Genomic DNA, 11,419 nt, shown 5'->3' on the forward strand with positions numbered 1-11,419 from the left:
GTCTTGATATTTCTGGTGAGGTGGAGATGTGCGTGACGATCAGGGCCTCTCGGAGGCTGCCCAGCTGTTCAAGGTGCTCGGCAATGAGTCGAGGCTGCGGCTGCTGCGGCTGCTCGGCGAGGCGCCCCTGACGGTGGGGGAGCTGGTCGCTGCGACCGGACTGTCCCAGCCGCTGGTCTCGCAGCACCTGCGCTCCTTGAAGGAGGCAGGGCTGGTGACCCCCGATCGCCGAGGGCAGAGTGTGAGCTACCAGCTGGCAGACGAGCACGTGTCTCACATCGTCGACGACGCCGTCGCGCACGCCCAGGAGTCAGACACTACGAAATCGGCCGACTGACGGCCGGAAGGGCCAGCGATGAGCGACCACAAGACAGCAGAGCACACAGTTGACGAGCACCAGCACGGCGAGGGCTGCGGGCACGAGGCGGTCCAGCACGAGGACCACGTGGACTACGTCCACGACGGTCACCGGCACGCCGAGCATGGTGACCACTACGACGAGCACTGACACGGCAGACACTGAATCCACAGGCCCAGTACGCTGGGTCATCTGCGAAGCCCGGATCGCTCCTGCGGTCCGGGCTTCGTGCTGCCCGCCCTGTGAAGTCCTGACCACCCCGTGAAGCCCTGGCCGCCCCGCCCGTGCACGCATCGTCTCTCTGTGAGAGATCGTCGCCGGATTGAGCGGCGATTTCTCACAGAGAGACGATCTTGCGGGAGGGCTGGGTCGATACACTCGCTCGGAGCGCGGCACGCACCGCACTCTGCAGCACCAGCCAGTCCAGCCAGCTCCTGCCGTCCGGAAGGCCCTCATGTCGAACCAGCGCATCGTCCTCACCGAGGAGTTCTCCGACGCCCTCGCGCGCCTCGAGGCCGGGGAGTCGATGTTCCTCACCGGCAAGGCGGGCACCGGCAAGTCGACGCTGATCCGGGAGTTCCTGCGGCGCTGCGAGGCGGGGTCGGCCGCGCAGAGCACGCAGCCCGGCGAGGACTGGGCGAGTGAGGATTGGGCGAGTGAGACGGCCCTGACCGACGACGAAGGCCCCTCCGGCCGTGCCGTCGTCGTCGCCGCCCCCACCGGCATCGCCGCACTGAACGTCGGTGGCTACACGATCCATCGGCTCTTCGGCTTCCACCCGCAGATCACGCTGGAGGAGATCCGTCACGGCCGGTACTACCCCGGCCGCTTCGCCGGGACCCTGAAGGCCCTGGACACCCTCATCATCGACGAGGCATCCATGGTGCGCGCCGACCTCTTCGACCAGCTGGTCGCCGCGCTCGAGCGCTTCGGCCCGCGCCCCGGGCAGCGGCTGGGCGGGGTCCAGCTGGTGCTCGTGGGCGACCTGCTGCAGCTGCCGCCGGTGGTCACCGAGTCCGAGCGCGTCCGCTTCGAGACCCGCTATGAGACCCCCTATTTCTTCTCGGCCGACAGCTGGAGGGCAGAGGACTTCCCGACCGTCTCACTGACCACCGTGTTCCGGCAGCTCGGCGATGACCGCCTCACCGCGGTGCTGAACTCCATCCGGGAGGGTGTGCTGCTGGGAGCCGCGAGGGAGGACCTCAACCGGCATGTGGACCCGGAGTTCGAGCCGCCCGAGGGTGAGTTCTGGCTGACCCTGGCCACCACCAACCGGATCGCCGAGTCCCGGAATCGACGTCGTCTGGAGCGGCTCCCCGGCCCGGAGCACGCCTGCCGGGCGGTGCTGCGCGGCGAGCAGGACGGCTTCGACCGGCCCGTGGAGGAGCGGCTGGTCTTCGCAGTCGGCGCGCAGATCATGTTCCTCACCAACGACCCCATGGGCCGCTGGGTCAACGGCACGCTCGGCCATGTGGTGGAGGTGGGGGTCGACGACGACGGCGAGCCACGGGTCGGTGTGGTGCTGCGGGATGGAGCCCGGGTCGACGTCGGTCCGCACACCTGGGACATCACCCGCCCCGAGGTCCACGGCGGCACCCTCACCCACCTGGTGGTGGGCACCTACACCCAGCTGCCCTTCAAGCTGGCCTGGGCGATCACCGTGCACAAGAGCCAGGGGCAGACGGCCGACCGCCTGGTGGTGGACCTCTCCGGCGGCACCTTCTCCTACGGGCAGCTCTACGTGGCGCTGAGCCGGGTCACCTCGCTGTCCGGCCTGGTGCTCACCCGGCCCGTGTTCCCGAAGGACATGAAGACCGACCGGAGGATCCTGCGTTTCCTGCGCGGCGGCGCCTCCGCGGAGGGACGGCGGCCGCGCTGCGCGCTCGCGGTGCTCACCATCGGGGATGAGGGGCGCATGTCCCGGCCACGACCCGTCGAGCTGGCGGTCGCCTTCGAGGACGGCACGGCCCTGTCCACGCTGGTCAACCCGCAGCGCGACCTCGGGGACGCGCGGATCGCCTACGGGATCGCCACGGCGGACGTCCTGCTCGCTCCGACCCTGTCCGAGGCCTGGACGGTGCTCTCCCCGGCGCTCGCCGGCCATGTCCCGGTGGCCGAGGACGTGGACCGCACATTGGGGCTGATCGACTTCGAGCTCAAGCGGCTCGGGCACGTGGAGCCCATGCCTTTCGGGGCGGAGGCGCCGCGACCGCCGTCGGGCCGGGCCGGCCCGCGGCGGGCCCTGGAGGCGGCCCGTGCGGTGCTGGAGGATGTGCGGCAGGCCGAGGCCCAGGACCCGGAGGTGCTGGACCGTACGGCCACCGAGTTTGAGCCTTCCGAGGACACGGTGCAGGGCACCGGCCATCTGCTGACCCGCGACCCGGCGGCGCCCTCGCCCTCCTTCGAGGAGATGCCCGGACTCGGCGCCCTGCTGGAGGTCAGCAGTCAGGCGGGAGGGGTCCTGCTGGGGGAGGAGCCCGTCGTCGGGGACGACGACGCCGACTCCTGGCATGCGGCAGCCCGGCAGACCGTGGCAGACCAGCTCGTCGCGGCGGCCTCGCGGGCCCAGCTGACCGACGAGGTGGCCAGGCGCCTGGAGCGGGCAGGCCGGCTGCTGGGACGCGAACTCGTGGCTCCCGAGAGGCTCGCCGCGACGGCGGGGTCACCAGAGGCGCTGGACGAGCTGCTGCAGCCCGGCACGCGTATCTGCTTCACCGGGGAGGCGGTCTCCGCCGACGGCCGGCTGTGGTCCCGCGACCAGATGACCGCGCTGGCCTCGCGCTGCGGCCTCGCCCCGGTCGCGACCGTCACCAAGACGCGCTGCGACGTCCTGGTGGTGGCCGAGCTGGGGACCCAGTCGGGCAAGGCCCGCAAGGCCCAGGAGTACGGCAAGCCCGTGCTGGCCGCCGAGCAGTTCTTCACCTGGGCCGGCGTGGGCTGAGCAGTCAGGAGCGGGCCGGGCTCAGCGGCGGCCCAGCTGGGCGATCGCCACGCCGACCAGGCAGGTCGTCCCGCCGATGATCGCCAACACGGTGGGCACCTCACCGAGGGCGACCGCGGACATCAGCACCGCCACGGCGGGCACTGCGAGGGAGCAGGCGGCCAGACGTCCCGTCGGCATCCGGGTCTGGGCGAAGGCCCACAGCCAGAATCCCAGCGCGGTGGCGCCGACTCCCATGAATGCCGCCCCGCCGACGGCGGCGGCCGGTGCGTCCTGCAGCTCGGCCCACGTCTGCCCCGCGAACGGCAGGACCGCCAGGGTGCCCGCCACGCAGCCCAGCCAGACGATGGTCAGCGGATCCGTGTCCGGGAGTACGGCCCGCTGCAGCAGCATGGCGACGGCGTAGACGGCGGCGGCCACCAGTGCCAGCACCACTCCCAGCAGGGAGATCCGTCCGTCCCCGGCGGCCAGGGTGATCACCGCGATGCCCGCCAAAGCCACGGCCATCCCGGCGAACAGGGAGCGCGGCCAACCCTCCCGGAAGAACAGGCCGGCTCCTGCGGCCACCAGCACCGGCGAGAGGTTCACGACCATCGCCATGGTGCCGGCGTCGAGAAGATGGCCTGCGTGGTTGAGGACCACGGTGTAGGCGGCGAACCACAGCACGCCGTAGAGAGCGATGACCAACAGCGCCCGCGGGCCGGGCATCCTCAGGGTGTGCCGACGCAGCAGGATCACCAGCACCGTGAGCGCGGCGACGCCGGCCAGCAGTCGGATCAGCGCCAGCGGGCCGGGGGAGAACACCGGAGCCACCCACCGGATGATCACGAAGGAGGAGGCCCACAGCACCACGGTGGTGGCGACGGCGGCCGGGGCTGCCAGCCGGGTCCGGAGCGTGCCGAATGGCCGGTGCGTCGGGGACTCCGTGGCGCGTGCCGTCGGTGCATTCATCAGGCGGGTCATGGGGATGATCCTTCCGCGCCGGAATCGACAGCACAAGCGAACATCTCTGGATGATCGTTCAGCAGGGCTTTACGATGCAGGAATGATCGATCTGATCCGGCTTCGGACCTTCCGCGCGGTGCTCGCCGCAGGCTCCGTCCACGCGGCCGCAGAGAGCCTCGGCTATACGCCGTCAGCGGTGAGCCAGCAGCTGCAGGCCCTGCAGAAGGACACCGGTCTCGAACTCTTCACCCGCAACGGGCGCGGACTGGCGCCCACCGGGGTGGCGCGACGCTTCGCCGAGGAGGCAGATCGCCTGCTCGGGCAGGCCGCTCGGCTGGAGGCCCTTGCGGTGGATCTGCGGGAGGGGCGGACCGGTTCTCTGGTGATCTCGCACATCGCTTCGGTGGGGGTGACCTGGATCCCGTCCGTCGTCGCGGCGCTCTCCGACGAGTTCCGGGATCTCCGCCTGGACCTGCGGCTCTGGGAGGCGGTGCAGGGGCGTGACGACGACGTCGACGTCGAGATCTGCGTGGCCCACCGTGACCTGCCGGCCCGGCCGGGCTTCGACGTCGAGGCGCTGCTCACCGAGCCCTATGTGGCGGTGGTGCCCAGGGGCCATCCGCTCGCGGGGCGGCAGGCGGTGGATCTGGAGGAGCTCGCCGTCGAGCGCTGGGTGGACAACGATCTGACGCTGGGCACGTGCCGGCTGATCCTGCTGGAGGCGTGTGCGGCGGCGGGCTTCACGCCCGGCTTCCAGTATGAGACCCAGGACTACGGCGCTGCGGTGGCCCTCGTTGCGGCGGGAGTGGGGATCACCGTGATGCCGCGGCTGAGCTTCTCCTCGGTGCGGGCGGATCCGGCGCAGGTGGTCGCCGTCGAGCTGGGCGGGACCGCACTGCGTCGCACCATCGTGCTGCGCACTCGGGGCAGTCTGTGCGAGTCACCCGCGGTCGGCACGGTGCGCCATGTGCTGCGCGGCCTCGCCGGGCCGGCTGGGGTGACGCCTCCCCGCGATGTTACTGTGTAGTCACTATCGTTCTGAGAGGGAGATCACATCATGCCTGAAGCTGTCATCGTATCCGTGGCCCGCTCACCCATCGGAAGGGCCCGCAAGGGATCCCTGGTGGATCTGCGCGCCGACGACATGACCGCCCAGATGGTCCAGGCCGCCCTGGCCCAGGTTCCGGAGCTCGACCCCCGCGACATCGACGACCTCATGCTCGGCTGCGGTCTCCCCGGCGGAGAGCAGGGATTCAATCTGGCCCGCATCGTCGCCGTGCTCGCCGGCATGGACCACCTGCCGGGCACCACCGTCAACCGGTACTGCTCCTCCAGCCTGCAGACCACCCGCATGGCCTTCCATGCCATCAAGGCAGGGGAGGGGGAGGTCTTCGTCTCTGCCGGCGTCGAGGCCGTCAGCCGGTTTGCCCAGGGCACCTCGGACTGGATCCCCGGTGCCGAGCTGGAGAACCCCCGCTTTGCCGAGGCCACGGCTCGCACCGCGAAGGCCGCCGAAGGGGGAACCACGTGGCGCGACCCCCGCGAGGATGGCGCCCTGCCTGATGCCTACATCTCCATGGGGCAGACCGCAGAGAACGTCGCCCAGCACACCGGAGTCTCCCGCGCCGAGCAGGACGAGTTCGCCCAGCTCAGCCAGAACCGCGCCGAGAAGGCCATCGCCGAAGGGTTCTTCGCCCGCGAGATCACCCCGCTCGCCCTGCCTGACGGCGGGACCGTCGACGCCGACGACAGCCCCCGCCCCGGTGTCACCGCCGAGGCGCTGTCCGGGCTGGACCCGGTGTTCCGGCCCGATGGCACCGTCACAGCCGGCAACGCCTGCCCGCTCAACGACGGTGCGGCCGCACTGGTCATCATGAGCGACGCCAAGGCGCGCGAGCTCGGCCTGACCCCGCTGGCGCGGATCGTCTCCACCGGGGTGACCGGGCTGTCCCCGGAGATCATGGGACTCGGGCCGGTGGAGGCCAGTCGTCAGGCGCTGGGCCGCGCCGGCCTGAGCATCGACGACGTCGACCTGGTGGAGATCAACGAAGCCTTCGCTGCGCAGGTCATTCCCTCTGCCAAGGAGCTCGGCGTGCCGTGGGAGAAGCTCAACGTCCACGGTGGCGCGATCGCCGTGGGGCACCCCTTCGGCATGACCGGGGCGCGCATCACCGCTACCCTGCTCAACGGTCTGCGCAGCACCGACGGTCAGTATGGTCTGGAGACCATGTGCGTCGGAGGCGGCCAGGGCATGGCGATGGTCCTCGAGCGACTGAGCTGAGGTCGGGCCGGCGGTCCGTGATCGCCGGTGTGCCGGGGATGTGATCCTGCACGCCTCGCTTTGCCGAGACGCCGTCGGCGAGCTACTATGGACAGTCGCAAGCCGTGCTGTGCTGTGCTCACGTGTGCCCGAGGGGTGCAGGACCCGAGATGCTCAGGTCCTCGCCCGGAGGAAGGACGGGGCTCGGCTCCGGAAAGCAGCCCGGTGGATTGTGAAGCCTGGATTCCAGCGCACCACAAGACAAGCACCACCGTCTTTCGTCCACGATGTGAAGGCACTTCGGTTGGATCTCACCCAGCCTGGTCCGTCCTCGTAAGTCACGGTGTCATAGCTGGTGGCGGGACTCGGCTCAACGACTGCACGGCCATCCTGGGTCTGACCTGGGAGAACTGTGTGCTCGCGGGCTCCGCCCGGAGATATTTTCGTACTTATGTTGGAGGAGTGATCATGGCAGCACGTTGCCAGGTAACCGGAGTGGGGCCGCAGTTCGGCCACAGCATCTCCCACTCGCACCGCCGCACCAAGCGGCGGTTCGACCCGAACATCCAGAAGAAGCGTTACTGGGTGCCCTCGCTGGGGCGTCACGTCACGCTGACCCTGTCCGTGAAGGGCATCAAGACCATCGATGCCCGCGGCATCGACGCCGTCGTCGCCGAGCTGATTGAGAAGGGTGAGAAGCTCTAATGGCCAAGGACAAGGACGTACGTCCCATCATCAAGCTGAAGTCGACGGCCGGCACCGGGTTCACCTATGTGACCCGGAAGAACCGCCGTAACAACCCCGACCGCATCGTGCTGAAGAAGTACGACCCGGTCGTCCGCAAGCACGTCGACTTCCGAGAGGAGCGCTGATCATGGCCAAGAAGTCCAAGATCGCAAAGAACGAGCAGCGCAAGGTCATCGTCGAGCGCTACGCCGAGAAGCGCGCTCAGCTCAAGAAGACCCTCGTGGACCCGAACGCCTCTGACGAGGAGCGCGAGGCCGCCCGCGTGGGCCTGCAGAAGCTGCCCCGTGACGCCAGCCCGATCCGAGTCCGGAACCGCGACTCCATCGACGGCCGTCCGCGCGGCACCTTCCAGAAGTTCGGCATCTCCCGCATCCGCTTCCGCAACATGGCGCACAACGGCGAGCTGCCCGGGATCACCAAGTCGTCCTGGTGACGACTCTCCCGTGATCAGCCTCGGCTGATCCGGTCCGCTGACAGGGGCGGGACCACCTTCGGGTGGTCCCGCCCCTGTCGTGTCTGCCCAGGGTCGCCCTCAGGCCTCGGTGAGGTGCACCAGCAGCGCCTGGGCGGGCCACAGCGGCTGACCGGTCCTGTGGACATGGATGAGATCTGCAGCGGCGAGATGGCGAGAGGAGGCCACGTGGGACAGTGACAGCTCGGTCAGGCTTCTGATGATTCGCTGACGAGGGCGGAGTGGGCGGCTGCAGGTCAACGCGCGAGATGCAGGCAGCCTTGGGAGCAGGAATGTGACGCGTGCTGTGATGCCACGGAGCTTCACGTCTTGTTGAGGAACGCACAATGTCCTACGATGTCATCACCCTGGCGGACGTGATTTCCCGCTGTCCGGAGACTGACTGTGAGGAGCTGAGCCCATGACCACTGGCCGACGGCGTCCTCTCGAGCCGGTCCGGGCTGCTGCGCCCGGTGCTCCGCTTGTCGCCATGGATGTGGGACAGACCAGCACCAAGGTTCTGATCCGCGACGCCCTCGGGTCCGAGCGGCGATTTCGGCTCGGCGGTGTGCAGACTGACCGCCCGCTGGTGCCGCAGCTGCGTGTCCTCATCGCCCACGCCCTCAATGAGCTGGGAGAGGACGCGGTCGTCGCTCTTGGGGTCACCGGCCTCACACGCCCCGACGCGGTTGCCGGCCTGCTGTTGGAGCTGCCCGGGGACCTCGACGCCCGTGAAGTTCGCCTGGCGCATGATTCGGTGACCTCCGCCCTCGGTGCGCTGGGTGCTTCCTGCGGAGCAGTCGTCGCAGCGGGCACCGGCACCGTCGCCCTCGGCGTGGGGCGGGTGCGGGTGGCCCGCGTCGATGGCTGGGGCAACATCATGGGCGATGCAGGCAGCGCCTATTGGATCGGCCGAGCTGCGCTGGACGCGGCGATGCGCGACCACGACGGGCGCGGTCCGCGGACGGCCTTCCGGGAAGTGGCCGCTGCACGATGGCCGGACCTGGAGAGCGCCTACGTGCAGCTGCAGAACGACCCGGAGCGGGTGAGGACGGTGGCATCCTTCGCCGCAGAGGTGTCCCTACTCGCTGAGTCGGACGCCGTCTGCGCTGAGATCTGCGCGCAGGCCGGCCGCGAGCTCGCCCATACCGCCGGGACGGCCCTGCGTCGCGTGGAGGAGCCACAGGGGGACGATCCCACCCAGGTGGCAGCCATCGGAGGGGTCTTCGCCTCACCTGCGGTTCTCCGCGCATTCCGCGGCTGCCTGGCGGACACGGTGCCGCGGGCGCAACTCCTCAACTCGGAGGTCGACGGTGTGGACGGCTCCGCCCTCATGGCAGGTCTGTCGGAGGTCCACCCGTTGCGTGCCCTCATCTCCGTGGCGCGGCGTCAGGAAGGCCAAGAATGACGTTGCTGAGCATCGACAGCCGTTGCACGACCTACGACTGGGGCGCACCGGCAGGGACGTTCGGGAAGCAGAGCTGTGGCTGGGCGCCCACCCGAAGGCCCCCAGCCGCATCCTCGATGACTCTCGATGGAGCGACGCCCACGAGTGGGAGCAGAGCACAGGATCTCATCTGCAGTTCCTCCTGAAGATGCTGGCCGCCGACAGGCCGCTCTCACTGCAGGCTCATCCCTCTGCCGCTGAGGCAGAGGTGGGCTTCGCCCGGGAGGAGGCTGCCGGAGTCCCGATCGACGCCGCGCACCGGAACTATCGCGACCCCCCGGCCGAAACCGGAGATGATCGTCGCCCTCGAGGACGGTTTCCAGGCGCTGAGCCGCTGGCGAGCGCACCTCCGGCAGGTCGACGAGGGTCGGACGCACCTCGGGGCGGTGGTCGCCTGGCTGCTCGCCGCGGAGGAGGCCGCCGGCGTCGTGCCGGCCCTGCTGGCCGCCGAGGAGACGCGGCAGCCCGTCGACGCCGAGCAGCTCGCCCCGTGGGACCTCATCCGTCGCCTGCAGACCGCTTACCCCGGGGATCCGGGCATCCCCGTCGCTGTCATGCTCCACCACCTGACCCTGCGGGCGGGGGAGTCGCTGTGGCTGCCGGCCGGCGTCCTTCACGCCTATGTGCAGGGCATCGGGGTGGAGCTCATGGGTCCCAGCGACAACGTGCTGCGCGGCGGACTGACCAGCAAACACATCGACGTCGCGGAGCTGCTCCGCATCGCAGACCTCACGCCGGGGCGGCCCCGCCCCACCGCTCCCATGCCCTTGGAGGAGCATCTGCTGGCCCACCGCGCGGATGGACAGGAGCAGGCACCCTTCGAGCTGATGGAGATCACCGGGGCCGCGGAGGTCGCGACTCCGGGACCCAGCGTACTGATCGTCCTCGACGGGACGTTCACCGTCTCGTCGCCGACGAGCGGTCCCTGCGCTGCCGGCCGCGGAGCACAGCTGCTCCATACTGACCCCGGCCGTCTGCGGCTCCGCGGTGTCGGGCGTGCTTTCCTCGCGAAGCCGCGCGGCTGAGCCGGCGAGCGCACGTGCCGGCCCTCAGCTCGCGCCGAGCTCGGTGAGCACGGTGTGCAGACGGACGTCGAACTCGTCGGCGGCGTCGGTCGGAAGCCGGTCCACCGGCCACCAGGCGACGTCCTCGCTCTCCTCGCTGACCACGATGCGCGCGTCCCGTGGGGCGATCGCCGCATAGCCGACGTCCCAGTGGGCGGTGCAGTGGGAGAATCCGGAGCCCAGCGGGTGCACATTGAGGTCCACCGGTGTGCGGCGCAGGGGCCGCAGGGTGGTCAGGCCGCTCTCCTCGGCGGCTTCCCGGAAGGCGGCCTCCGGCACGGAGTCGTCGGCGTCCTCGATGTGGCCGCCCAGCTGCACCCAGAACCGGCCCTTGCCGTGGAAGCACAGCAGCACCTGGGTGAGCGTGTCGTCGAAGATGAAGCAGCTGGCGGTGAGGTGCTCGGGCCGCGGCCGACGGCGGAAGGCCTCGTCTCCCTGCGCCCCCAGGTCCACGTAATCCTGCTGGAGACGGCGCTGTGCCGTCGAGACCGGTGTCCAGCCGCGCAGGTCCTCCAGGAACCCCGCGGCGATGGGGGAGAGGGTGCGGGCAGAGGCGGGCGTCGTCGCTGGCGTGGATCCGGTCGGCATGCCTGCCAGAGTATCCTCACCCCTCGGCATCGGACCAGACGACCTCGAAGCGCTCCATGAGCACCTCCATGTCGGGGGTGAAGCTGCGACCGGCGGCCGCGCAGACGCGCTCCCAGAAGAGTCGATGCTCAGTGCGCCAATGCGCCAGGCTGCGGTCGCCCTCACCCTCCGCCCAGGCGTGGTCGGCGTCGACGTCGGTGAAACCGGCCAGCGCGAGGCCGGTGGTCCGTACGATCACCCGAGGGGCGCCGTCGCCGTCGCAGAACACCGTGTGGGCGCCGATCCCGGGTGGGGCCTCACCCTCCCAGACGTATTCGGACAGCAGACTGGCGGTGGCGGTCTTGTACCCCGCGCGCACCAGGTCCAGCAGCTCGTCGGCCAGCTCGGCATGGTCGCCGAACTGGTCGACCAGGTAGTCGGAGCTCGCAGACGCGGCCGCCGGGCGAGCCTGCGCGTACTGCTCCCAGAGGGTGCGGGCGGCCTCGTGGTCAGGGGCGGCGAGCGGACGTCGGCTCCGTGGTTGGGGCATGGTCACCATTCAATACCACTGAGTGGGGGATTCTTCGAGGTCAACTGTCGGGATCCGACCGGGGACCTCGAAGAATCCCCCACTCGATG

13 protein-coding genes and 1 pseudogene are annotated in these 11,419 nt (G+C 69.9%); 11 read left to right on the top strand and 3 right to left on the bottom strand.

Annotated elements, in window-relative coordinates:
* The first annotated feature begins 28 nt into the window (after positions 1-28).
* The 3 genes from ABD658_RS12050 to ABD658_RS12060 all read left to right on the top strand — a co-directional run bounded on the left by ABD658_RS12050 (position 29) and on the right by ABD658_RS12060 (position 3,299).
* Entirely contained in the window at positions 29-337 is a 309-nt protein-coding gene (locus ABD658_RS12050; RefSeq protein WP_344680590.1) for an ArsR/SmtB family transcription factor, read from the top strand.
* An 18-nt stretch (positions 338-355) separates the two neighbouring features.
* Entirely contained in the window at positions 356-508 is a 153-nt protein-coding gene (locus ABD658_RS12055) for a zinc transporter permease (protein ID WP_070160977.1), read from the top strand.
* A gap of 304 nt (positions 509-812) precedes the next feature.
* Entirely contained in the window at positions 813-3,299 is a 2,487-nt protein-coding gene (locus ABD658_RS12060) for an AAA family ATPase (RefSeq protein WP_344680586.1), read from the top strand.
* Between the two features lie 21 nt (positions 3,300-3,320).
* Here the strand turns inward: ABD658_RS12060 and ABD658_RS12065 are convergent, their stop codons facing one another.
* Complete coding sequence (locus ABD658_RS12065; RefSeq protein WP_344680584.1) at positions 3,321-4,262, bottom strand: DMT family transporter; 942 nt, start codon at positions 4,260-4,262, stop codon at positions 3,321-3,323.
* Between the two features lie 82 nt (positions 4,263-4,344).
* Between ABD658_RS12065 and ABD658_RS12070 the strand changes: the two genes are divergently transcribed.
* From ABD658_RS12070 to ABD658_RS12100, 8 genes and pseudogenes are all read left to right on the top strand, one after another.
* Positions 4,345-5,271, top strand: coding sequence for a LysR family transcriptional regulator (locus ABD658_RS12070; protein WP_344680582.1), 927 nt, complete (start codon positions 4,345-4,347; stop codon positions 5,269-5,271).
* Positions 5,272-5,301: 30 nt separating this feature from the next.
* Complete coding sequence (locus ABD658_RS12075; protein ID WP_344680580.1) at positions 5,302-6,525, top strand: acetyl-CoA C-acetyltransferase; 1,224 nt, start codon at positions 5,302-5,304, stop codon at positions 6,523-6,525.
* Between the two features lie 447 nt (positions 6,526-6,972).
* A complete protein-coding gene (gene rpmB / locus ABD658_RS12080) occupies positions 6,973-7,209 on the top strand; it encodes a 50S ribosomal protein L28 (protein ID WP_070158326.1) in 237 nt (78 codons plus the stop codon).
* Positions 7,209-7,376, top strand: coding sequence for a 50S ribosomal protein L33 (gene rpmG / locus ABD658_RS12085; RefSeq protein ID WP_022872124.1), 168 nt, complete (start codon positions 7,209-7,211; stop codon positions 7,374-7,376). The genes rpmB and rpmG overlap by 1 nt, the downstream gene beginning before the upstream one ends.
* Positions 7,377-7,378: 2 nt before the next feature.
* Positions 7,379-7,684, top strand: coding sequence for a 30S ribosomal protein S14 (gene rpsN / locus ABD658_RS12090; protein WP_070158325.1), 306 nt, complete (start codon positions 7,379-7,381; stop codon positions 7,682-7,684).
* A gap of 439 nt (positions 7,685-8,123) precedes the next feature.
* On the top strand, positions 8,124-9,110 hold the full coding sequence (locus ABD658_RS12095; protein ID WP_344680575.1) for an N-acetylglucosamine kinase: 987 nt from the start codon (positions 8,124-8,126) through the stop codon (positions 9,108-9,110).
* A pseudogene (locus ABD658_RS15355) lies at positions 9,067-9,411 on the top strand (type I phosphomannose isomerase catalytic subunit); the annotation flags it as partial. The gene ABD658_RS12095 and the pseudogene ABD658_RS15355, both read left to right, overlap by 44 nt.
* A gap of 31 nt (positions 9,412-9,442) precedes the next feature.
* Positions 9,443-10,174, top strand: a complete 732-nt coding sequence (locus ABD658_RS12100; protein ID WP_344680573.1) for a cupin domain-containing protein — start codon at positions 9,443-9,445, stop codon at positions 10,172-10,174.
* Positions 10,175-10,198: 24 nt separating this feature from the next.
* Here ABD658_RS12100 and ABD658_RS12105 read toward each other — a convergent pair whose 3' ends face one another.
* Both ABD658_RS12105 and ABD658_RS12110 read right to left on the bottom strand, forming a co-directional pair.
* Positions 10,199-10,801 carry an NUDIX domain-containing protein gene (locus tag ABD658_RS12105; protein WP_344680571.1) on the bottom strand — a complete coding sequence of 201 codons (603 nt, stop codon included), beginning with the start codon at positions 10,799-10,801 and terminating at the stop codon, positions 10,199-10,201.
* A 16-nt stretch (positions 10,802-10,817) separates the two neighbouring features.
* A complete protein-coding gene (locus ABD658_RS12110) occupies positions 10,818-11,330 on the bottom strand; it encodes an ASCH domain-containing protein (RefSeq protein ID WP_344680569.1) in 513 nt (170 codons plus the stop codon).
* Positions 11,331-11,419: the final 89 nt, after the last annotated feature.

The sequence above is a fragment of the Nesterenkonia aethiopica genome (assembly GCF_039534665.1).
Taxonomy (GTDB): Bacteria; Actinomycetota; Actinomycetes; order Actinomycetales; family Micrococcaceae; genus Nesterenkonia; species Nesterenkonia aethiopica.